General features: G+C 48.6%; 18 protein-coding genes and 1 tRNA gene. 15 read left to right on the plus strand and 4 right to left on the minus strand.

Annotation, left to right across the window (positions count from 1 at the left end; genetic code table 11):
• Window positions 1–71: 71 nt before the first annotated feature.
• From mraY to ACESTD_RS02895, 9 genes are all read left to right on the plus strand, one after another.
• Complete coding sequence (gene mraY / locus ACESTD_RS02855) at window positions 72–1,340, plus strand: phospho-N-acetylmuramoyl-pentapeptide-transferase (RefSeq protein WP_005830392.1); 1,269 nt, start codon at window positions 72–74, stop codon at window positions 1,338–1,340.
• Window positions 1,341–1,438: 98 nt separating this feature from the next.
• A complete protein-coding gene (murD, locus tag ACESTD_RS02860) occupies window positions 1,439–2,773 on the plus strand; it encodes a UDP-N-acetylmuramoyl-L-alanine--D-glutamate ligase (RefSeq protein WP_022402146.1) in 1,335 nt (444 codons plus the stop codon).
• Between the two features lie 91 nt (window positions 2,774–2,864).
• Entirely contained in the window at window positions 2,865–4,181 is a 1,317-nt protein-coding gene (locus ACESTD_RS02865; RefSeq protein ID WP_005834555.1) for an FtsW/RodA/SpoVE family cell cycle protein, read from the plus strand.
• 99 nt (window positions 4,182–4,280) lie between these two features.
• Window positions 4,281–5,504 carry an undecaprenyldiphospho-muramoylpentapeptide beta-N-acetylglucosaminyltransferase gene (murG, locus tag ACESTD_RS02870; protein ID WP_005834552.1) on the plus strand — a complete coding sequence of 408 codons (1,224 nt, stop codon included), beginning with the start codon at window positions 4,281–4,283 and terminating at the stop codon, window positions 5,502–5,504.
• 69 nt (window positions 5,505–5,573) lie between these two features.
• On the plus strand, window positions 5,574–7,019 hold the full coding sequence (gene murC / locus ACESTD_RS02875; protein ID WP_229122345.1) for a UDP-N-acetylmuramate--L-alanine ligase: 1,446 nt from the start codon (window positions 5,574–5,576) through the stop codon (window positions 7,017–7,019).
• A complete protein-coding gene (locus tag ACESTD_RS02880; RefSeq protein WP_005830403.1) occupies window positions 7,012–7,749 on the plus strand; it encodes a cell division protein FtsQ/DivIB in 738 nt (245 codons plus the stop codon). The genes murC and ACESTD_RS02880 overlap by 8 nt, the downstream gene beginning before the upstream one ends.
• An 83-nt stretch (window positions 7,750–7,832) precedes the next feature.
• A complete protein-coding gene (gene ftsA, locus ACESTD_RS02885) occupies window positions 7,833–9,266 on the plus strand; it encodes a cell division protein FtsA (RefSeq protein WP_250712782.1) in 1,434 nt (477 codons plus the stop codon).
• A gap of 33 nt (window positions 9,267–9,299) precedes the next feature.
• Window positions 9,300–10,613 (plus strand): cell division protein FtsZ, encoded by a 1,314-nt coding sequence (gene ftsZ / locus ACESTD_RS02890; protein ID WP_005830408.1) that lies wholly within the window; start codon window positions 9,300–9,302, stop codon window positions 10,611–10,613.
• A gap of 69 nt (window positions 10,614–10,682) precedes the next feature.
• Window positions 10,683–11,132: a GatB/YqeY domain-containing protein gene (locus ACESTD_RS02895; RefSeq protein WP_005830410.1), complete on the plus strand. Its 450-nt coding sequence runs from the start codon at window positions 10,683–10,685 to the stop codon at window positions 11,130–11,132.
• Window positions 11,133–11,469: 337 nt separating this feature from the next.
• Here ACESTD_RS02895 and recO read toward each other — a convergent pair whose 3' ends face one another.
• On the minus strand, window positions 11,470–12,198 hold the full coding sequence (recO, locus tag ACESTD_RS02900) for a DNA repair protein RecO (protein ID WP_373158659.1): 729 nt from the start codon (window positions 12,196–12,198) through the stop codon (window positions 11,470–11,472).
• Window positions 12,199–12,487: 289 nt separating this feature from the next.
• Here recO and ACESTD_RS02905 point away from each other — a divergent pair.
• From ACESTD_RS02905 to gyrB, 3 genes are all read left to right on the plus strand, one after another.
• Window positions 12,488–12,559, plus strand: a tRNA-Glu gene (locus tag ACESTD_RS02905).
• 40 nt (window positions 12,560–12,599) lie between these two features.
• The gene (gene rpsT, locus ACESTD_RS02910; protein ID WP_005830420.1) at window positions 12,600–12,854 is read left to right on the plus strand and encodes a 30S ribosomal protein S20; all 255 of its coding nucleotides are present in this window, start codon (window positions 12,600–12,602) and stop codon (window positions 12,852–12,854) included.
• 205 nt (window positions 12,855–13,059) lie between these two features.
• Window positions 13,060–15,021 (plus strand): DNA topoisomerase (ATP-hydrolyzing) subunit B, encoded by a 1,962-nt coding sequence (gene gyrB, locus ACESTD_RS02915; RefSeq protein WP_005830422.1) that lies wholly within the window; start codon window positions 13,060–13,062, stop codon window positions 15,019–15,021.
• A gap of 124 nt (window positions 15,022–15,145) precedes the next feature.
• Here gyrB and ACESTD_RS02920 read toward each other — a convergent pair whose 3' ends face one another.
• Together ACESTD_RS02920 and gpmI are read right to left on the minus strand one after the other, a co-directional pair.
• On the minus strand, window positions 15,146–15,727 hold the full coding sequence (locus tag ACESTD_RS02920) for a DUF3109 family protein (RefSeq protein WP_117866076.1): 582 nt from the start codon (window positions 15,725–15,727) through the stop codon (window positions 15,146–15,148).
• A 112-nt stretch (window positions 15,728–15,839) separates the two neighbouring features.
• The gene (gene gpmI, locus ACESTD_RS02925; protein ID WP_005830427.1) at window positions 15,840–17,354 is read right to left on the minus strand and encodes a 2,3-bisphosphoglycerate-independent phosphoglycerate mutase; all 1,515 of its coding nucleotides are present in this window, start codon (window positions 17,352–17,354) and stop codon (window positions 15,840–15,842) included.
• A 266-nt stretch (window positions 17,355–17,620) separates the two neighbouring features.
• Here gpmI and ACESTD_RS02930 point away from each other — a divergent pair, with 266 nt between their 5' ends.
• Complete coding sequence (locus tag ACESTD_RS02930; RefSeq protein ID WP_005834540.1) at window positions 17,621–18,547, plus strand: magnesium transporter CorA family protein; 927 nt, start codon at window positions 17,621–17,623, stop codon at window positions 18,545–18,547.
• Between the two features lie 6 nt (window positions 18,548–18,553).
• Here the strand turns inward: ACESTD_RS02930 and ACESTD_RS02935 are convergent, their stop codons facing one another.
• A complete protein-coding gene (locus ACESTD_RS02935) occupies window positions 18,554–19,162 on the minus strand; it encodes a ribonuclease HII (protein ID WP_008662678.1) in 609 nt (202 codons plus the stop codon).
• A 97-nt stretch (window positions 19,163–19,259) separates the two neighbouring features.
• On the opposite strand from ACESTD_RS02935, the gene ACESTD_RS02940 reads away from it, so the two are divergent.
• Both ACESTD_RS02940 and ACESTD_RS02945 read left to right on the plus strand, forming a co-directional pair.
• The gene (locus ACESTD_RS02940) at window positions 19,260–20,882 is read left to right on the plus strand and encodes a tetratricopeptide repeat protein (RefSeq protein ID WP_057097772.1); all 1,623 of its coding nucleotides are present in this window, start codon (window positions 19,260–19,262) and stop codon (window positions 20,880–20,882) included.
• 219 nt (window positions 20,883–21,101) lie between these two features.
• Window positions 21,102–24,227, plus strand: coding sequence for a TonB-dependent receptor (locus tag ACESTD_RS02945; RefSeq protein WP_098031811.1), 3,126 nt, complete (start codon window positions 21,102–21,104; stop codon window positions 24,225–24,227).
• The last annotated feature ends 2 nt before the right edge of the window (window positions 24,228–24,229 follow it).

Here is a 24,229-nt window from a genome sequence, read left to right on the forward strand (position 1 = left end):
CAGCAGATATACCAGACTATCAATTAGCATATTGGCACATTAGCACATTAAACAATTAAATAATTAACATCATGTTATACTATTTATTTCAATGGTTAGACAAATATGACTTCCCCGGTGCGGGCATGTTTGGCTATACATCCTTCCGTTCGTTGATGGCAATCATTCTGGCATTGCTCATTTCGAGTATCTGGGGAGATAAGTTCATCAATCTACTGAAACGCAAGCAGATTACTGAAACGCAACGTGATGCCAGCATCGACCCGTTCGGCGTAAACAAGGTGGGAGTACCCAGCATGGGCGGTGTCATCATTATTTTTGCCATACTCATTCCTTGCCTACTACTGGGCAAATTGAGCAATATTTATATGATATTGATGCTGATTACCACAATCTGGCTGGGGTCGCTGGGCTTTGCCGACGACTACATCAAGATATTCAAGAAGGACAAGGAAGGCCTGCACGGTAAGTTCAAAATCATCGGTCAGGTAGGCTTGGGACTTATCGTCGGACTGACTCTCTACCTCAGTCCGCAGGTGGTTATCCGCGAGAACATAGAAATAGAGAAACCGGACGGACAGATAGAAGTGGTGCATGCCGCCAAGGAAATCAAGGCAACACAGACCACCATCCCATTCTTCAAGAGCAACAACTTCGACTATGCCGACCTAGTGGGCTTCATGGGTGAACATGCCCAGACAGCAGGTTGGATACTGTTTGTGATTATCACGATTTTCGTAGTTACCGCCGTCAGCAACGGAGCCAACCTGAATGACGGAATGGACGGAATGGCGGCAGGGAACTCTGCCATTATCGGACTGACCTTGGGAATACTCGCCTACGTATCGAGCCACATTGAATATGCCGGCTACCTGAATATCATGTACATTCCCGGCTCGGAAGAACTGGTAATCTTTATCTGTGCCTTCATCGGTGCACTTATCGGCTTCTTGTGGTACAATGCCTATCCGGCCCAGGTATTCATGGGCGATACGGGCAGTCTGACCATTGGAGGAATCATCGCAGTATACGCCATCATTATTCACAAGGAACTGCTGATACCCATCCTTTGCGGTATCTTCCTGGTGGAGAACCTTTCGGTCATCCTGCAACGCCTCTACTACAAGGCAGGCAAGCGGAAAGGCGTGAAACAACGTCTCTTCAAAAGAACACCGATACACGACCACTTCCGCACTTCCATGAGCCTGATAGAGCCGGGATGCAGCGTAGTATTCACCAAACCGGACAAGCTGTTCCACGAATCCAAAATCACCATCCGCTTCTGGATTGTGACGATTGTATTGGCAGCGATAACGATTATAACATTAAAAATTAGATAACAAACAAATGAAGAACTAAGAATGAAGAATGAAGAATTTAGCTGTACATCATCTCGCTGCATAGCGATTCTTCATTCATCATTCTTAATTAAAAAAGTATGAGTAGAATTGTAGTATTAGGAGCTGGCGAAAGCGGCGCAGGCGCTGCCGTACTGGCCAAAGTGAAAGGATTCGACACGTTCGTCTCCGACATGTCCGCCATCAAAGACAAATACAAGGAACTGCTGGATAAATACGGCATTGCCTGGGAAGAGGGACACCACACAGAAGAGCTGATTCTGAATGCTGACGAAGTAGTGAAAAGCCCCGGTATTCCCAACGACGCTCCGCTCATTATGAAATTAAAGGAAAAAGGTACGCCCATCATCTCTGAGATAGAGTTTGCGGGACGGTACACTGACGCAAAGATGGTCTGTATCACCGGCTCGAACGGAAAGACTACAACCACCTCGCTCATTTATCACATCTTCAAGAGTGCAGGCCTGAACGTCGGCCTCGCCGGCAACATCGGCAACAGCCTGGCCTTGCAGGTAGCCACGGAGCAGCATGATTACTACGTCATTGAGCTGAGTTCCTTCCAGCTGGACAATATGTATAACTTCCGTGCCAACATTGCCGTACTGATGAACATCACACCAGACCACTTGGACCGTTACGACCACTGTATGCAGAAATATGTGGACGCCAAATTCCGCATCACCCAAAACCAGACATCGGAAGACGCTTTTATCTTCTGGAACGACGACCCCATCATCAAGCGCGAGCTGGACAAGCATGGCCTGCGCGCCCATCTCTACCCGTTCGCTGCCGTGAAGGAAGACGGGGCCATCGCATACGTGGAAGACGGTGAAGTGGAAATCAACGAACCGATAGCCTTCAATATGGAGCAAGAGGAGCTGGCGCTGCACGGCACACACAACCTATACAATTCGTTAGCCGCCGGCATCTCGGCCAATTTGGCCGGCATCCGGAAAGAATATATCCGCAAAGCCTTGTCCGACTTCAAGGGAGTGGAACACCGGTTGGAGAAAGTAGCCACCGTACGCGGCGTGAGCTTCATCAACGATTCCAAGGCTACGAACGTAAATTCCTGCTGGTATGCCCTACAAAGCATGACCGGCAAAACCGTACTTATCCTCGGCGGTAAAGACAAAGGAAACGATTACACGGAAATCGAAGACCTCGTACGCGAAAAGTGCTCTGCCCTGGTCTATTTGGGATTGCACAACGAAAAGCTGCACGCCTTCTTCGACCGTCTGGGACTGCCCGTAGCCGACGTGCAGACCGGCATGCAGGATGCCGTAGAAGCAGCCTTCAAGCTGGCAAAGAAAGGTGAAACCGTGTTGCTCAGTCCTTGCTGTGCCTCCTTCGACCTCTTCAAGAGCTATGAGGACCGCGGCGATCAGTTCAAAGCATGTGTCAGAGCACTATAAGATACAGATGCCGTAACAGTCCTATTACGAATTCCGTAACAAGAACGGCAACTTTTAATTCTTTAATTATTAATTTTTAATTTGCGAAGCATTGGATTTATTAAAGAGCATATTCAAAGGCGATAAAGTGATTTGGATTATTTTCCTTTTCCTTTGCCTCATCTCCATCACAGAGGTATTCAGTGCTGCCAGTACGCTGACCTACAAGAGTGGCGACCATTGGGGACCGATTACGCAACACAGCATCCTCCTGATGGTAGGCGCCGTCATTGTAGTACTGGTACACAACATCCCCTATAAATGGTTTCAGGTGTTCCCGGTATTCCTGCTTCCGATATCCATCGGACTGCTGGCTTTTGTGATGCTGATGGGATTCATTACCGGCGACCGCGTAAACGGCGCAGCCCGCTGGATGACCTTCATGGGTATTCAGTTCCAGCCGTCGGAAATAGCGAAGATGGCCGTCGTCATCGTTACCGCCTTTATCCTCTCGAAAGGGCAGGATGAAGACGGTGCAAGTCCGAAAGCCTTTAAGCGCATCATGATTATTACCTGCATTGTCTGTGGCCTTATCCTGCCGGAAAACTACTCGACGGGAATGCTGCTCTTCGGAACGGTCTACCTGATGATGTTCATCGGGCGGGTATCTGCCAGGAAACTGCTGATACTGGGAGGAGGGATTGTGGCATTCGTAACAGTCTTTGTCGCCTTCCTGCTGGCCACGCCAGACAAGACATTGGAAAATATACCGATGGGGCACCGCTTCACCACTGTAAAATCCCGTATTGCAGACTTTACCAACAAGGAGGAAGTTCCTGCCGCCAAATTCGACATCGACGGCGACGGGCAAGTGGCACATGCCCGTATTGCCGTAGCTACGAGCAACGTTGTAGGCAAGGGTCCGGGAAACTCCGTACAGCGTGACTTTCTGAGCCAGGCATTCTCCGATTTCATCTATGCCATCATCATCGAGGAACTGGGACTGGTAGGCGGAATAGTCGTTGTGTTCCTTTATGTCTGCCTATTGGTGCGAGTGGGCCGTATCGCCAAAAAATGCGACCGCACTTTCCCCGCTTTCCTCATTACCGGAATAGCCTTGCTGCTCGTCACGCAGGCGCTGTTCAACATGATGGTTGCCGTAGGTCTGGCACCCGTCACGGGACAACCGCTTCCACTCATCAGCAAGGGTGGTACATCCACTTTCATCAACTGTGCCTACATCGGCATGATACTGAGTGTCAGCCGCTATACAGCCAAGCTGGAGGAACAGCGGATGCATGATGCGCAAGTGCCGATGCTGATAGATGCCGGAAATGCCGAGAACCCGGAACAACCGGCCGATAGCGAAGCACAGACAGCCGCCGAGCCGACAGCAAAGGTACTGAACAGTGATGCGGAGTTTGAATAACAGCCTCTCCCCCAACCCCTCCCCCGTAGGGAGGGGAGAAAAGAATAATTGAGTAATGGAGAGCATGCCAATAATACAAAAATAAAAAAGAACAAGAATATGAGTAAAGAGGCGAACAACTATACAACCAAAAGTAACTCTACCCCTCTCCCTACGGGGAAGGGGGTGAGGCTTATCATCAGCGGCGGCGGTACCGGAGGACATATCTTTCCGGCCATCTCCATCGCTAACGCCATAAAAGAGTTGTGTCCCGACGCGGAGATTCTCTTCGTAGGTGCCGAAGGAAGAATGGAAATGCAGCGTGTTCCAGATGCCGGTTACCGGATTATAGGCTTACCCGTTGCCGGATTCGACCGTAAACATCTGTGGAAGAACTTCTCCGTACTGCTGAAACTGATACGAAGCCAGTGGAAAGCACGGAGCATCATCAAGGAGTTCCGCCCGCAAGTAGCCGTCGGTGTAGGTGGCTATGCCAGTGGTCCTACGCTGAAAATGGCGGGCATGATGGGTATTCCCACGCTGATACAAGAACAGAATTCCTACGCCGGTGTCACCAACAAGCTGCTGGCACAGAAGGCATGCAAGATTTGCGTGGCCTACGAAGGTATGGAAAAATTCTTCCCGGCAGAAAAGATAATCATGACAGGTAATCCGGTGCGCCAGAACCTGCTCGGACATTCCATCCTGCACGCAGACGCCGTAAAGTACTTCGGATTGAACCCGGAAAAGAAGACTATCCTCATTCTGGGCGGCAGTCTTGGAGCGCGTACCATCAACCAGACATTGACTGCCGGACTGGATGTCATTCGTACCCACCCCGACGTACAGTTTATCTGGCAGACTGGCAAGATATACATTGACCAAGTCAGAGAAGCCATTACAGCCACTACGGGAGAAGCCGTACGTAACCCGCATATCAGTGCCATTCCGAATCTGTATGTGACGGACTTCATTAAGGATATGGCAAACGCCTATGCCGCTGCCGATCTGGTGATTTCACGTGCCGGAGCCGGTTCCATCTCCGAGTTCTGCCTGCTGCACAAGCCGGTCATCCTGGTTCCCTCACCCAATGTGGCCGAAGACCATCAGACCAAGAATGCGCTGGCGCTGGTGGATAAGGATGCAGCTATCTATGTGAAGGATGTGGAAGCGAAAGAGAAGCTGCTGCCGGTGGCGTTGGAGACAATCGCTAACCCCGAGAAGCTGCAAGACTTGAGCAAGAATATCGCCAAGCTAGCGTTGCCGGACTCGGCGACAATTATTGCGAAGGAGGTATTGAAGAGCCTCTCCCCTTGTCCCTCCCCCGTAGGGAGGGGGGAATAGATAGTACTGCTATCGTTCTTTTTATAATATCATACTTTTGGAAGAAGAGTTTGAAGAAAAAATTTGAATATGAATAAAAATATAAGCAATAGTAACTCATCTCCCCTCCCTACGGGGGAGGGGCAGGGGGTGAGGCTTGAAGCCATTCGCTCCGTTTATTTCGTCGGTGCCGGCGGCATCGGCATGAGCGCTCTGATACGCTATTTCCTCTCTAAAGGAAAGACAGTAGCGGGCTACGACCGTACGTCGAGCGAACTGACAGAACGTCTGATTACGGAAGGAGCACAGATACACTACGAAGAGGATATCGACCTTATTCCGGAGGAGTGCAAAGACAAGGCAAGCACGCTCGTGGTCTATACCCCCGCCGTGCCGCAAGGGCATGCAGAACTGACCTATTTCCGTGAAAACGGCTTCAACATACATAAGCGCTCCCAAGTATTGGGCATCATCACCCGCAGCAGTAAAGGCCTGTGCGTGGCAGGTACGCATGGCAAGACTACCACCAGCACCATGGCTGCCCACCTGCTGCACCAGTCACACGTGGGCTGCACCGCCTTCCTCGGAGGCATTTCGAAGAACTACGGTACGAATCTGCTGCTTTCCGCCACCAGCCCTTATACCGTTATCGAAGCGGATGAGTTCGACCGCTCCTTCCACTGGCTATCGCCCTGGATGAGTGTCATTACTGCCACCGACCCCGACCACCTGGATATATACGGCACCAAAGAAGCCTATCTCGAAAGCTTCCGCCACTACACCACGCTTATCCAGCCGGGCGGCGCCTTGATTCTGCACAAAGGACTGGAAATGCAAGCCGACGTACAACCGGGCGTCACCACCTATACCTACTCGCGCAACGAAGGCGACTTCCATGCCGAGAATATCCGCATCGGAAACGGTGAAATCTTCATCGACTTCGTGGCGCCTGACACCCGCATCAACGATATTCAGTTGGGGGTTCCCGTCAGTATCAACATCGAGAATGGTGTTGCCGCCATGGCACTCGCCCATCTCAGCGGTGCCACCGACGAAGAAATCAAGCAAGGCATGGCAAGCTTCCGCGGAGTGGACCGCCGCTTCGACTTCAAGCTGAAGAACGACCGGATTGTATTCCTCAGCGATTACGCCCACCACCCTGCCGAAATAGCCCAAAGCGTGAAGTCCGTCCGCGAGTTGTACCAAGACAAGAAGATAACCGTCATCTTCCAGCCCCACTTGTACACCCGTACTCGCGACTTCTATCGTGACTTTGCAGACAGCCTTTCCCTATCCGACGAGGTGATTCTGACAGAGATATACCCTGCCCGCGAGCAACCGATTCCCGGCGTGACGAGTCAGCTGATTTATGACAACCTCCGCCCCGGCATCGAGAAATGCATCTGTAGGAAAGAAGACGTCCTCAGCCTCCTCGCCCAAAAGCACACCGAAGTATTGGTAGTGCTGGGAGCCGGAGACCTGGACAACTATGCGCCCCAAATCACCCAACTATTATCAGAAAAATATCATGGTTAAAAGGATTCTACTTTCTATCGTTCTGTTGCTTGTCATTGCTTACCTGGTAGTGGCTGTCACAGCTTTCAACCGCAAGCCCACCTCGCAGGTGTGCCAAGACGTGGAACTGGTGATAAAAGACACGGTATATGCCGGCTTCATCACGAAGAAGGAAGTAGCTACCCTGCTGGAAAAGAAAGGCATCAGCCCCATTGGGAAAGACCTGGAACGCGTGCGTACCAAGACCTTGGAGCGCGAACTTGCCAAGCATCCCCTCATCGACCAGGTGGAGTGCTACAAAACCCCGAGCGGCAAGCTCTGCATCGAAGTGACCCAGCGCACCCCCATCCTGCGCGTGATGAGCGCCAACGGCGAAAACTACTATCTGGACAACAAAGGTACCGTGATGCCCCCCGATGCAAAGTGCGTTGCACACCTCGCCGTTGTAACCGGAAATGTAGAAAAGTCGTTTGCCATGAGGGATTTATATAAGTTTGGTGTATTTTTGCAAAAGAATTCTTTTTGGAATGCACAGATAGAGCAAATTCACGTATTGCCCGGCAAGAACATCGAGTTAGTGCCCCGTGTCGGCGACCATCTTATCTATTTAGGCAAGATTGCCGGATTCGAGAAGAAGCTGAAACGTGTAAAGGCATTCTACGAAAGAGGATTGAACCAGGTGGGTTGGAACAAATACTCCCGTATCAGCGTTGAATTTGATAATCAAATCATCTGCACAAAGAGAGAGTAGAGAAAGGGATTTACTAATAGTCCTTCTTTATCAAAGCGCAGCAAATAGTAAATTGTAAATAGTAAAATAGTAAATAAATAGATATGGCAACAACAGATTTCATCGCCGCTATCGAGTTGAGTTCTTCCAAGATTTCCGGTATCGCAGGAAAGAAGAGCAGTGACGGAAGTATCCAGGTGTTGGCTTATGCACGCGAAGATGCATCCCCGTTTATACACAAAGGGGCCATCTACAACATTGACAAGGCCGCACAAGCGCTGACTTCCATCATCAACAAGCTGGAAGGCCAGTTGAACAACTCCATCGCCAAAGTATATGTAGGCATCGGCGGACAATCATTGCGCACGGTGAGGAATGCGGTAAGCCGTACGCTGGAGGAAGAGAGCATCATTTCGCAAGAACTGGTAGACGAGATTTGCGACGAGAACCGTGATGTACCCTTGGTAGACATGAGTGTGCTGGATGTAGCCCCGCAAGAATACAAGATAGACAACACGCTGCATGTGGAGCCCGTAGGAGTTGCCGGAAGATACATCACCGGGCAGTTCCTCAACATCGTGGCGCGTGCCTCGCTGAAGAAGAACCTCGAACACAGCTTCGAGCAAGCCAAAGTGGAAATTGCCGACGACCTGCTCGTGGCTCCCACTGCGTTGGCCAAAGCCGTGCTGACCGAAAACGAGATGCGTTCAGGCTGTGCACTGGTGGACTTCGGTGCCGACACCACCACCGTGCTGGTCTATAAGAACAATATCCTGCGCTACCTCAGCGTACTGCCGCTGGGTGGAAACAACATTACCCACGACATCACTTCCCTGCAAATGGAAGAGGAAGATGCCGAGAAGCTGAAACTGCAATACGGTGATGCCCTCTACGAGGAGGAAGAAGACGCCGAGCCCCCTGCCGTATGCACGTCGGAAGACGGCCGTACCTTCGAACTGGCCCTGCTGAACAATATTATCGGAGCACGTGCAGAAGAAATTCTTGCCAACGTATGGAACCAGTTGCAACTTTCCGGCTACGAGGACAAACTTTTCTCCGGTGTTGTATTCACCGGTGGAGGAGCCAATCTGAAGAATCTTGAGAAAGCCTTCCATAGAGTGAGCAAGATTGAAAAGGTAAAGACCGCCAAGTTCGTACAGACCACCGTCCACACACGCAGCGACGAGCCCAAGAAGGACGGCATGCACAACACACTGCTGGGCCTGCTGGCTGCCGGCAACGAGAATTGCTGCCTGCAAGAGGTGAAGCCGGTGCAGCAGCCTGCCTCCAATGTTCCTCCCAAACCGGTCGACATATTCGTTGACGACGAAGCGCTGAAAGAGCAGGAAGCCGCCGCACGCGCCGCCAAGGCACAGCGCGAGAAGGAAGAGAAAGAACGCAAGGAGCGTGAGCGCAAAGAAAGGGAGCTGCGCGAAAAGGAAGAAAAGAAGAAGAAAAAGAAAGAAGGCCCCAGCTGGTTCGAAAAGACTTTCAACAAGCTTTCCAACGAAATCTTCTCGGACGACGATATGAAGTAATAATGTGATAATGTGCCAGAAAATTAAGTTATTATGGAAGATATAGTACAATTCGATTTCCCGACCGATTCACCGAAAATCATTAAAGTAATCGGTGTAGGCGGAGGTGGCGGCAATGCCGTGAACCATATGTACCGGGAAGGTATACACGACGTGACGTTCGTACTGTGCAACACAGACAACCAAGCGTTGAAGGACTCTCCCGTGCCCGTGAAGTTACAGCTTGGAAAAGAAGGCCTGGGAGCCGGAAACCGCCCTGCCCGTGCCCGCAAGGCAGCAGAAGAGAGCATCGAAGACATCAAGAATATGCTGAACGACGGCACCAAGATGGTATTCATCACTGCCGGAATGGGCGGTGGTACCGGTACGGGTGCCGCACCCATCATTGCACAAACCGCCAAGGAAATGGACATCCTGACCATCGGCATCGTCACCATCCCTTTCCGCTGGGAGGGCGACAAGAAGATAGACCAGGCACTGGATGGCGTAGAGGAAATCAGCAAGCACGTAGATGCCCTGCTGGTCATCAACAATGAAAAGCTGAGCGAGATATACAGCGAGCTATCCGTAGACGACGCGTTTGACAAGGCCGACGACACCCTTTCGGTAGCCGCCAAGAGTATTGCCGAAATCATCACCCTGCATGGAAAGGTGAACCTCGACTTCAACGACGTGAAAACAGTGCTGAAGGACGGCGGCGTAGCCATCATGAGTACCGGCTACGGCGAAGGTGACAACCGTGTCAGCGAAGCCATCAAGAACGCGCAGCACTCGCCGTTGCTGAACAACAACGACATCTTCAACTCCAAGAAAGTACTCCTCAACATCTCTTACAGTGCACAATACAAGCTGATGATGAGCGAGATGGACGAGGTGAAGGAGTTCATGAACCGTTTCAGCCGCGACTTCGAAACCAAATTCGGTATGGCCATTGACGACAAGCTGGAACAGAAAGTGAAAATCACCCTGCTTGCCACCGGTTTCGGTATCCAGGACATCCACATGAAGGAGATGGACGACCGCATCACCCAGCGCACCGCCGAAGAACAGCAACGCCTTGCCGAGCTGGAGGAGGAAGAGGAACAAAGACGCAACCGCCGCGAAGTGTACTATGGCAAGGATGCCAATGCCCGTTCCCAGCGCAGCCGCCGTCGCCATATCTATCTCTTCAATCCCGAAGACATGGACAACGCCGACATCATCAGCATGGTAGAGAATTCTCCGACCTATCTGCGTGACAAAAGCACGCTGAACAGCATCAAGATGAAGGCAGAGCAGGAAGGGCAGCTCGCCACCGAAGCCGCGCAAGAGGCAGAAGGCGGTGCAGGGGGAGTCATCACCTTCTGATTTTTCCGTTCCCGATATGTAAAACCATCCTCCTCCCCTTCGGGGGAACAGGAGTAAACCTATAACAATATGGATTTATTTGAAAAAGTCAGCGAAGACATTAAAACAGCCATGAAAGCCAAAGACAAAGTGGCTCTCGAAACATTGAGAAACGTAAAGAAAGTATTCCTTGAAGCCAAAACCGCTCCCGGAGCCAACGATACCCTGAGCGATGCAGATGCTTTGAAGATTATCCAAAAACTGACCAAGCAAGGCAAAGACGCCGCTGAAATCTATGTACAGCAAGGTCGCCAGGACTTGGCAGACGATGAGCTGGCACAAGTAAAGGTGCTTGAAACCTATCTGCCCAAGCAGATGAGCGCCGAAGAACTGGAGGCAGCCTTGAAGGAAATCATAGCCGAAGTCGGCGCCACCAGCGGCAAGGACATGGGCAAGGTGATGGGTGTAGCCAGCAAGAAACTTGCCGGACTTGCCGAAGGCCGCGCCATCTCAGCCAAAGTAAAAGAGTTGCTGGGATAAAGAAATACACTTCCCCTATCATATAAGCCGTGCTTCAACAGAGGGACTCAGCGTCCAAAGTCTGTTGAACACGGCTTTTTACATACCAATCCATATCCTCCCCCACAAGAGATTATACACTATCTATCAACGCATTATATTTACCGACCGTTTACCATAAGATGTAAAAGCCGTTACCTAATGATGTAACGACGGTTACCCTATATTGAAACGGTCGTTACCCTATATTGTAACGACCGTTACAGCTTATCGTAACGACCCTTACAGCAGTAAGTAAAACTCCCTACTCCTATAATAAAGGCAGCGCACACTTATTGGGCCGTTACACCGACGATAATCAATCAAAAAGCTCCTTCAATACCTCAAGTGATTTCAATACCGGGAAATCCGTCAGATGCAGACGATAATATTCATTCATAATGTTCAGGCAGCGGGTACGCTCCAACCGGTTCATGGTGAAAAGATGCATCGTTTCATAATTCATGCGCATCAGCTGTGTCAGGCGGGCCGCCTCCTCGGGAGCGATGTAATTGGAATGGAGCTGCGGACGCAAGGGAGTGAAACAAGCATTCTGCAAATCGAAGTAATCTCCGGCATGATAATCCTCCAGGTTGGGATACAAACCGAGAAAACGGGAAAGGCGCATCAGGAAGACCAGATGGAAATTGGCAAACCCCTCCCTGCATTCATCCAGCCAGATGACGGAATGATACAGATAAGCAAACAGCGGACGGTTCTCTGCCTCCTCCCGGACGGCGCGATAAAGGAATTCCGAAAGAAACAAAGCGATGGCAGATTTGTAGGGATCGTAGGGAAGCGTGGCGAAAGGATAAAGAGACTTCGCCTCCTTCACCTTATATATAGTGGCATTAGGACGGAAATCGGCTTCAAGTTCCACCAATGCCAGCGGCTGGAAGAGTACCGGCTTCACCGCCGCCTTGCGCGAACGGGGTATGGACACCATGAAGGAAGCCCTGCCAGCCACCTCCGTATAGATGTCTGCAATGAGAGATGTATCCTTATATTTCAAGGTATGCAGCACAATTCCCAGTGTTTTCTGTAACATTCCCGATTTCTTTATCTGCTTTCAATCTGATAACAAAGCTACAAAAAAAAGCCCGAAAGAAGAGAAACAAAAGGAGAAGAATAAAAAAACAAGGTAAGGAGTGTAAAAAAGCAAAAGCGCGTATCGCACTGATTTTCAATAAATAAAACGTTAACCTAGGACAAAAAGCAACAAAAAGCTATATTTTTTTCTTGCGAATGTTTTGGTAATTCAAAAATAGTTTCTACCTTTGCATCCGCAAACGAGAAATAAAGGCTCTTTGCAAGAGCGGAAACGCTCACCAAAGGATGGCCCGTTCGTCTATCGGTTAGGACGCAAGATTTTCATTCTTGAAAGGGGGGTTCGATTCCCCCACGGGCTACAAAATAAAAAAATAAACGAATTAAAAAAGATTAGTCGAGATGGCAAATCATAAATCATCACTGAAGAGAATCAGACAAGAAGAAACAAGAAGACTTCACAACAGATATTATGGCAAGACCATGAGAAACGCTGTTCGTAAGCTTCGTGCTACTACAGACAAGGCTGCAGCAACAGCAATGTATCCGGGTATCACAAAACTGTTGGATAAATTGGCTAAGACTAATGTAATCCACAAGAACAAGGCTAACAACCTGAAGTCAAAATTGGCTATCTATATCAACAAGCTGGCTTAAGTTGACTGTTACACAAAAGATATTACAAGGCTGGACTTTTTAGTCCGGCCTTTCTCATTTATACCTCTCTATTTACCTGCTTCCACACAAGTTTCTTTTCTGTGCTAAAAAGCTGTAAACTACCCGAATTTATCCGTTTGTTTAGCACCATATCCCGAGGATTTTCACTATATTTGCTCTGTTATTACAATAAGGAAAAAAGATTATGACTGAAGAACAGATTCACTCCAATAACGGGAGCTATTCTGCCGAAAACATCCAGGTACTGGAAGGTTTGGAAGCAGTGAGAAAGCGTCCCGCGATGTATATTGGCGACATTAGCAGCAAAGGGCTTCACCACCTGGTGTACGAGGTTGTGGACAACTCCATCGACGAGGCACTTGCCGGCTATTGCGACCACATCGAAGTCACCATTAACGAGGACAACTCCATCACCGTACAAGACAACGGACGTGGTATCCCGGTAGACTATCACGAAAAGGAAAAGAAATCCGCACTGGAAGTTGTAATGACCGTACTGCATGCCGGAGGTAAGTTCGACAAAGGTTCCTACAAGGTATCGGGAGGTCTGCATGGTGTAGGTGTATCTTGCGTAAACGCCTTGTCTACACACATGACTACCCAGGTTTTCCGTAACGGAAAAATCTATCAGCAGGAATATTCCTGCGGACATCCGCTCTACTCCGTCAAGGAAGTGGGCACAACAGACATTACCGGTACACGCCAGCAGTTCTGGCCGGACGATACCATCTTTACGGAAACAGTCTACAACTATGATATTCTTGCCACCCGCATGCGCGAGTTGGCTTACCTGAACGCAGGCATCAAGATTTCACTGACCGACCTTCGCGTAAAGGACGAAGAGGGAAATGCCAAGAAGGAAATCTTCTACTCGGAAGAAGGCCTGAAGGAATTTGTGCGCTACGTGGACTCCTCACGCGAACACTTCATGAACGATGTAATCTACATCAACACCGAGAAGCAAGGCACACCGGTGGAAGTAGCCATCATGTACAACACTTCTTATAACGAAAATGTACACTCTTACGTAAACAACATCAATACCATTGAAGGGGGTACCCACTTGGCAGGTTTCCGCCGTGCACTGACCCGTACATTGAAAAAATACGCCGAAGACAACAAGATGCTGGAGAAAGCCAAGGTAGAGATTGCAGGCGACGACTTCCGCGAAGGATTAACTGCCGTTATCTCCATCAAGGTGGCAGAGCCTCAGTTCGAAGGACAGACCAAGACAAAGCTGGGTAACAACGAAGTGATGGGTGCCGTAGACCAGGCTGTGGGCGAAGCCCTCACCTACTACTTGGAGGAACACCCGAAGGAAGCCAAGCTGATTGTAGACAAGGTGATTCTTGCCGCCCAGGCACGTATCGCCGCACGTAAGGCACGCGAATCCGTACAACGCAAATCGCCGATGTCCGGCGGTGGCATGCCCGGTAAGTTGGCCGACTGCTCCAGCAAGGACCCAGAAGAATGCGAATTGTTCCTCGTCGAGGGTGACTCGGCAGGCGGTTCAGCAAAGCAAGGCCGTAACCGTGCGTTCCAAGCTATCCTGCCGCTTCGCGGTAAGATTCTGAATGTGGAAAAGGCCATGTGGCACAAGGCATTCGAGAGCGACGAAGTAAACAATATCATCCAGGCGCTGGGCATCCGTTTCGGCGTGGACGGTGAAGACAGCAAAGAAGCGAACATTGACAAGCTGCGCTACAAGAAGATTATCATCATGACCGATGCCGACGTCGATGGTTCTCACATCGACACGCTGATTATGACGCTTTTCTTCCGCTACTTCCCGCAAGTTATCCAGCAGGGTTGCTTGTACATCGCCACTCCTCCCCTTTACCTTTGCACCAAAGGCAAGGCGAAAGAGTATTGCTGGACAGACCAGCAGCGCCAGAAGTTCATCGACACTTACGGCGGCGGTTCGGAAAACGCAGTACACACCCAACGCTACAAAGGTTTGGGTGAAATGAACCCGGAACAGTTGTGGGAAACCACCATGAATCCGGAAAACCGCATGCTGAAGCAGGTGCATCTTGAAAATGCAGCCGAAGCCGACTATATCTTCTCCATGCTGATGGGTGAAGACGTGGGCCCGCGCCGCGATTTCATCGAAAAGAATGCAACGTATGCAAATATTGACGCTTAATAAATAACCAACCTCACATCTTACAACGAGGAAGCCCCGGACGGGCAGGATAATCCTGCTGACCGGGGCTTTTCCTTTATCCCTCTTCTCCTCCAAAGAAGAGGTCCGTCTCCGCACGGAAGAACTATAGGATTCCTTGTTTTTTCATCTCTTCCACTACCAATTCCAGCTCTGCATACCAGTCCTCACCAAACTTACGGATAAGCGGCTCTTTCAGAAACTTGTACACGGGCAGATTTTCCTTTTGTCCCAACAGCATAGCGGCTTTGCAGACATCCCAATGATGATAGTTCACTGCCTTATAGAGTCCGTAGTTCCCCACCCTTATCGGATAGAGATGGCAGGATATAGGTTTGTAGAAGTTGGTCCTACCCTCACGGTAAGCCTTTTCGATGGCACAATAGCAACAGCCTTTATCATCATAGCAGGTAAAGACGCAATCCTTGTTGTTCACAATAGAAGTCACCAGGTCACCTTCACAATCGGTATAGACCACACCTTGCTCCTCTATCACGGTACGGGCTTCGGGAGAAAGCTCGTCCCAAATCAGCGGAAGCACCTCTTCCAGTTTCTCCACCTCGTCCAGCTCTACGGGAGCACCGGCATCGCCCTCAATGCAGCAAATCCCCTGGCAGGCATCCAAGTCACACAAGAACTTCTCGCGCAAAACATCGAAAGAAACCACAACATCACCAATCTGTATCATAATCGTTCTATTGAAAAAAGACGCGGATTATCCGGATTGCACAGACTCAACTTTAAGAGCATCCGTGGAATCCGTATAATCCGCGTCTAAATATTGTTACGGCTTTGACGCCTTACTTAATCAAATCCTTACCAGTCATTTCAGCCGGCTGCTCCATACCCAAGATATGCAGGATAGAAGGAGCTACGTCAGCCAATACACCGTTCTCAACCTTGGCGTCCTTGTTTGCAGTAACGTAAACGAAAGGAACGGGGTTCAGAGAGTGGGCAGTATTCGGAGTACCATCCTCATTCAGAGCATGGTCGGCATTACCGTGGTCGGCGATGATGATTACTTCATAATCGTTTGCCTTGGCAGCCTCAACGGTGTCTTTCACACATTCGTCGATGGCTTTCACTGCCTTCTCGATAGCTTCGTAGATACCGGTATGTCCCACCATATCACCATTGGCGTAGTTCACCACGATGAAATCGAACTTCTGGGTCTTGATAGCTTCAACCAACTTGTCCTTCACCTCGTACGCACTCATTTCAGGCTTCAAGTCGTAAGTGGCAACCTTCGGAGAAGGAACCAGGATGCGCTCTTCAGCATCGTAGGGAGTCTCGCGGCCACCGTTGAAGAAGAAAGTCACGTGTGCATACTTCTCTGTTTCGGCAATGTGCAGCTGGGTCTTGCCATTGGCAGCAAGATATTCGCCCAATGTGTTCTGTACATTCTCCTTATCAAAAAGGATATGTACACCCTTGAAGCTGGCGTCATACGGAGTCATGCAGTAGAACTGCAGGCCCGGAATGGTTTGCATGCCTTGTTCGGGCATATCTTGCTGGGTGAGGACAACGGTCAATTCCTTGGCACGGTCGTTACGGTAGTTGAAGAAGATTACAACATCACCTTCCTTGATGGTACCGTCGAAGCCACCGTTCACAATCGGCTTGATGAATTCATCCGTAACGCCTTCGTCGTAGGACTCCTGCATAGCCTGGACCATATCCGTAGCGACCTTCCCTTCACCGTTTACCAACAAATCGTAGGCAACCTTCACACGTTCCCAACGTTTGTCACGGTCCATGGCATAGAAACGTCCCACGATGGAAGCAATCTTGCCGGCAGACTTCTCGCAATGGGCAGTCAGCTGCTCAATGAAGCCTTTACCGCTCTTCGGGTCGGTATCACGACCGTCCATAAAGCAGTGGATGAAGGTATTCTCGATACCGTATTCCTTGGAAATATCGCAGAGTTTGAACAAATGGTCAAAAGAGCTGTGCACGCCACCGTTGCTGGTCAGTCCCATAAAGTGGATATTCTTGCCGTTTTCCTTTGCATATGAGAAAGCAGAAACAATTTCCTTGTTCTTCAGGATGCTGCCATCGGCACAAGCACGGTTAATCTTCACCAAGTCCTGGTAAACGATGCGTCCGGCACCGATATTGAGGTGACCTACTTCAGAATTACCCATCTGTCCGTCGGGCAAACCAACGTTTTCACCGCTTGCCTGAAGCTCGGAATGCGGATAAGCTGCCAACAGACTGTCCCAATACGGAGTAGGTGTATTGAAAATCACATCATCTTTACCTTGATCGCCGATGCCCCAGCCATCAAGAATCATTAAAAGGGCTTTCTTACTCATAATATTAATCGAATTTAATTGTATAATCTTTTTGTATGATACAAACGTTCTTTATAGTAGGAACCTGTTTTTGCGCTGCAAAGGTACAAAAAACAGCCGTTAAAGCGTACTGTTTCAAATGATTTATGTACTTTTGCCACGCTTAAAAAATAAAAAACAAGAAATATGGACGATTCAAACCCACGAACGTGCAATAGTATTCACCAATAAAACGAACGGAGACGTTGACTGCAATGCCTCTGTTCCAACCTGAAAGGAGGCAAACAATGAGAAAGTATCTCTACAGTGAAAACGGCTTCACTGAAAAGGCCGAATGGCAACCCAACTGCTGGGTCAACGTAGAATGCCCGGACAACGATGATTTCAAATTCCTTACCGAAGAGCTGAAAGTTCCCGAATCATTCTTGGAAGACATAGCCGACGTGGACGAGCGCCCGCGTACGGAAACAGAAGACAACTGGCTGCTGACCATCCTCCGCATCCCGATGCAGAGCAACCAACGCGGCGTGCCGTTCATCACCGTGCCCATCGGCATTATCACCAATGACGGAATCATCGTTTCTGTCTGCTATCACCACACGGAGCTGATACCGGACTTCATCCAGCACACACGCCGGAAGAACATAGTCGTCAACAATAAACTGGATTTGATTCTGCGAATCATCTACTCTTCTGCCGTCTGGTTCCTGAAGTATCTGAAACAGATAAACAACGACGTGGCCACCGCCGAAAAAGAGCTGGAGAAAAGCATCCGCAACGAAGACCTCCTGCAACTGATGAAGCTGCAGAAGACGCTGGTCTACTTCAACACTTCCATCCGTGGCAATGAAGTGATGATAGGACGGCTGAAAAACATCTTTCAGGACACCAATTATCTGGATTTGGAATTATTGGAAGACGTGGTCATCGAGTTGAAGCAGGCATACAATACCGTGAACATCTACAGTGATATTCTGACGGGAACCATGGACGCCTTCGCCTCCATCATCTCCAACAATGTGAATGCCATCATGAAACGTATGACAAGCCTCAGCATTACACTGATGATTCCCACGTTGATAGCCAGTTTCTACGGCATGAATGTGGACATCCACCTGGAGAGTTTTCCGCACGCGTTTATTTTCATCATACTTTTGTCAGCAATATTATCAGCAGTGACATTCGTATGGTTCAGAAGGATTAAGTGGTTCTAAACAGCATCATTGTCCGAAGTTCAGCGACAACTGCCCATCCCCCAAGAGATTAAACGTCAAGCGATGATAGGGTGTAGTACCCCGCTCAGCAATGGCGGCACGATGTTTCTTGGTGGGATACCCCTTGTTACGATTCCAGTCATAATACGGATATTCCTCGTGAAGGCGGTTCATGTAGTCATCACGATAGGTCTTTGCCAAAATGGAGGCGGCAGCGATGGAAAGGTACTTCCCGTCTCCTTTCACTACGGTAGTATGCGGCAAGTCCCGATATTTTTTAAAGCGGTTGCCGTCTATCAGCAGATGTTGCGGACGGACATTCAGTTGGTCAACAGCACGGTGCATGGCAAGAAAGGAGGCATTGAGAATATTGATTTTGTCAATTTCTTCGGGAGAGACGACGCCCACCGCCCATGCCAGAGCCTCTTTTTCAATCACTTCACGCAAGGTATAGCGTTGTTTTTCCGTCAGCTGCTTGGAGTCGTTCAAAAGTTCATTCTTAAAGTCCGTTGGCAGAATAACAGCAGCGGCATAGACCGCACCGGCCAGACAGCCGCGACCGGCCTCATCGCATCCTGCCTCTATCAAATCTTTATTCAAATAAGGTAATAACATATATATCGCTATCTTTGAGGCACAAAGATAAATCTTTTTGGAGGGAAACCGGACTTCTAAGAAGAATTAATTAAATTTGCAGAAACAAGACGATGCCATGAAGAAAAACCTATGTCTACTACTCGTATGTCTTCTGTCAGCAGCTGCCCCACTGCAAGCTCAAGACATGCAGCAAGCACAGAAATTGATTGACCAAGCACAGAAATACCTGTACAACAACCCCAAACAAGCTTCCTACTATGCAGCTCAGGCTTCTGCCTTGTTTCCCGAAGATGAGCCCAGTGAGGTCCGCGCACAAGCTATGATTCTCTACTGTCAAGCCGAACAATTGTTGGGGAACTTCGACCTAAGTATCAAGAATCTTTATGACACCCAAAAATATATCCATCCCACCAACAAAAAACAAATGGCACAACTCTGCTCCTTGATGGGGCGTGTATACAGCAAACTAGGCGATTACAACAAAGCCATTGAACTGAACGACAAAGCAACCTCCATCTTCAAATCCATCGGCGATTCCACCTCTGTGGCCGGATGCTATAACGAACGTGGAGTAATGCACCACTTCATGAGTGAATTTACCGTTGCCGAGCGTTTCTTCCAGCGTGCGCTGGCCATCAACCGTGCCCAACGAAACCTGAAAGAGATTGCAACCAACCTGAACAACCTCTGTCTGTACCGGGGAAATACGGAAGAGAAACTTTCTTTCATCCAGGAAGCCATCACCATCAACAAGAATCTGGATGCCCAATGGTCTCTTGGCGAAAACTACAACAACATGGGGAAACAGTATTACTATGACAAGCAATACTCCAAAGCCTTGGAAGCCTTGCATAAAGCCTACGAGTATGCCCACAACATCGGAGCCCGCGAACTGATTTGCGACAATTACGAATATTCGTCCATGGTATATGCAGCTATAGGTGACTATGCCCAAGCCTATAAATACCTGGAGAAAATGCAGCACCTGAGCAAAGAGCTACAAAGCAGTAACAAGCTGCGTAACATTGAGCTGGAAATCTCCTATAAAAGATATCAAGACCAGAAGCATGCCACTGAAATGCAGGAACAAATCTATGAAATAGAACTGCTGAAACGCAATCTATGGCTCTTGGGCAGCATACTTATTCTCGGTTTGGCTGTCAGTATCTTCTTATATAAATGGTATAAACGCAGAAAAGACCTGCAACTGATTGAAACCCGCTATCAGCTGGAACTCTCCGAACGCGAAGTATCCGAACTGAAACTACAACAGCAAGAAATGGAACTGAAAAACGTGCAGAGTGCTTTGGATGACAGCCGCCAGGAGGTTACCAGCTTTGCCGTGTTCCTAAGAAGCCGCAATGAGCTACTCGACAAGATACGTGGAATGATTAAAGAGGGTTATAAAATGGATAACCAAACACTCATTCCCCACCTGAAGAAAGTGAATGCCTTCATCAGCCAATATCAAAGCGGAGATAAGACAAACAGTAGCTTATTGCTGAATATAGAAGAAAAGAACAAGGAATTCCTGGACCGGCTCGCACTAAAGCATCCTAATCTGACGCAAGGTGAAAAATACCTAGCAACTCTATTACGCGTCAATCTGTCAACCAAAGAAATCTCCATGATAACCGGTACCATTCCCAAAACAATCAATATGAACCGGTATCGTTTACGCAAATCTTTGAACTTATCCACAGAAGAAGACTTGGTTGAATACCTTCAGAGTTTCTAAAAACGAAGCCAAAGAGAAAAGCTCTCTTGTAGATAGATCATATTAGAATATAATACTATTATTCAACGATTTAGCAATCGGATTGTAGATTAAATAACAGTACTTTCAACCCCCTTTGTAGATATTTTATAGATAAAGTTCATAGCCAACCTTTTAATTATATCGCTTCCTTTGCCCTTGTGAAAAACAAAGTATTAACCTTAAAAAACTTTATCACACATGGGTAAAATTAAACAGTATTTCTCAATGCAAAGAGTATTACTACTTGCCTTACTCTTTGTATGTCTAGCGCCGCTAAGTGCATTAGCGCAAACCATCCAGCTAACCGGTACCGTAACCGATACCAAAGGAGAATCTCTTATCGGTGCCAGTGTCCTGGAAAAAGGAACCAGTAATGGTTGCATCACCGACGTTGACGGCAACTTTACGTTGACAGTCTCTCCCAAAGCAACTATGGTAATCTCTTATGTGGGTTATGTAACCCAGGAAATTCCCCTCAACGGGCAGAAGAACATCAAAATAGCATTGAAAGATGATTCTGAAATGCTGGATGAAGTCGTAGTCGTAGGTTACGGTACGATGAAGAAGAGTGATATGACCGGTGCCATTTCTTCGGTGAAAGCGGAAGATTTGATGAAGCGTGCCACTACCAGCGCAACCGAAGCACTGCAAGGTAAAATTGCCGGTGTAAGCGTTTTGAAATCGGGAGGTAATGCAGGTGCAAGCATTTCTGTAAAAATCCGTGGTATCAAGACTATGGGTGACAATGAGCCGCTTTACATCATCGACGGGTATCCTGGTGACATCAACACCATCAATCCGCAGGATATCGAATCCATGGAAATCCTGAAAGATGGTGCCGCCGCTGCCATTTACGGTTCTGTGGCCGCCAATGGTGTAGTCATCGTTTCTACCAAGAACGGAAAGGAAGGAGAGCTGAAAGTTTCCTTTAATACGTATATGACGGTCAACTCGGTAGCCAAGAAGTTCGACATGCTCAATGCAGACGGCTACTTGAAAGTGCACAACATGATGTACGAGAATGCAGGAACAAACAAGCCCGCTTATCTTACGTACAAGAATGGACAGAACCCTACCGGTGCCGATACAAACTGGCAGGATGAAATGCTCCGTACCGGTATCGCACAGAACTATTATGTAAACCTCATCGGAGGTTCTGAAGTTGCCAAATATTCACTTTCTTATGGGCATGCCGACGAGAAGGGTATCTTTAAGGGTAACTCTTACATCCAGGATAATGCCCGCCTGAAACTGAATGCGCACAAATATATCTTTGATTTCGATGCGAGCTTGAACTTCAAGGTCACACAAAGCAAACAGCCCCAGTATTCCTTGAAAGAAATGTACTCCATTTCGCCACTGGTGCCCGTTTACGACGAAAACCAGACATACGGATACGGTCTGACCGACATGTCGGTAGACGGTACCAAGATGGAATTCCCAACCAACCGTAATGTCATGGCAGACGACCATTACAAAGACAGAAAATATACGGGCTACGACATTACCGGCAATATCGGTCTGACCATGAAGCTCGCCCCGTGGCTTACATTCAAAACAAGCTATACGTACGACGGTTACTACTACAACGACCGTTATCATCGTGCCAAATACGAAGCCAATGCACAAGAGCCGAGCCTCTATCCTTATAACTACGAGTACAACTCATACTATCGTAAGCAAACATTCGAGAATGTATTGACCTTCATGAAAGACTTCGGCAAGCACTCCGTTACTGCCATGGTAGGTAACTCCATCATTTCCGCCCATCAGGATAAAAGTTCTGTCAGCGTGGAAGGCAAGAAAACCGAATATGATGTAGTAGGCGGCAGTCTGAGTTCCAGCGAGGTTCCCGGCGGATTCTTCGACCCGACATCTCCCACAATCGATGCAGGTATCGGCGGTACATTTGCCGGCACAGGTACTTTCTACGATTACAACCGCGCTTCTTTCTTCGGACGCTTCAACTATTCATACGCCAGCCGTTACTTGCTGCAAGTGACTGTACGTTCCGACGGCTCTTCCAAGTTCGGTAAAAACAACCGTTGGGGTACCTTCCCTTCCGTAGCAGTGGGATGGAGAATCAGCGAGGAAGATTTCTTCCCCAAAAACACCCCTATCAGCAACTTGAAGTTCCGCGCCAGCTGGGGACGCCTGGGTAGCGAGAGTGCACTGGGCTACTATTATGCGCCAACAATGAGTAACAGCAACACCCAATGGATGAGCTACATACAAGGTGGTAATCCTTGGGCCGGCATGTCCAACCTCTATCTGGTAAACGACGATTTGCGTTGGGAAACTACCGATACCAAAAACATCGGTTTCGACTTCGGTCTTTTCAACAATAAGTTGAGCGGTAGCCTTAACTACTATTACAACACAACGGAAGACTTACTGATTGAAAAAGTCATGCCGCCTTCTGCAGGTATCTACAATCCTACTGTCAACGTAGGAAAGATGGTAAACAAAGGTTTCGAGCTTGAATTGAACTATGGAGACAACATCAACGGTTTCGACTATAATATCGGTTTCAACCTTTCTACCATCCACAACGAAATGTTGAAGGCAGACCCGAACCAGGTACTTTATGGTTCTGCCTGGAAGGGTGACGGCCACTTCGTAACCCAAACACTGAAAGGTTATCCGGTAGCCAGCTTCTGGCTGTATCAGACTGACGGCATATTCCAGACTGATGCAGAAGCTGCTGCTTACGTAAACAGTGCAGGCGAACGTCTCCAGCCGAGTGCCAAAGCCGGTGATATCCGCTTCAAGGATGTAGACGGCAATGGAAGCATCGACTCCGGCGACAAGGTATATTCCGGTTCCGGTATTCCCAAGGTGGAAGCCAACTTGTCATTCAGCGGTTCCTATAAGAACTTTGACCTTTCCTTCCAGTTTGGCAGTGCATGGGGGCACAAACTCTACAACGTAAACCGTCTGTATTATGAAGGAATGGACGCCGGTAGAAACTACTTCACAAGCACCATGAATGCATGGACACCGCAAAACGCAGGAACAAGTATGCCAAGAGCTGTACTGGGTGACCCGAATGAAAATACCCGTGAATCCGATCGCTTCCTCGAAAACGGTAACTTCGTCCGCCTTCGCCAGTTGCAGTTAGGATACAGCTTGTCCAGAGCTTTAGCTAAGAAAATGTATCTTGAAAAATGCCGCCTCTATGTCAGTGGAGAGAATCTCTTTACCATCACTAAATATTCCGGTATCGACCCTGAATTCTCTTCAAGCATTCTGGACACCGGTGTAGACTCCTTTGTATACCCGTTCACCCGCTCATTTGTAGTAGGTCTGCAAGTTACATTCTAATC

This window comes from Bacteroides sp. AR20, from assembly GCF_964250605.1.
Classification (GTDB): Bacteria; Bacteroidota; Bacteroidia; order Bacteroidales; family Bacteroidaceae; genus Bacteroides; species Bacteroides uniformis.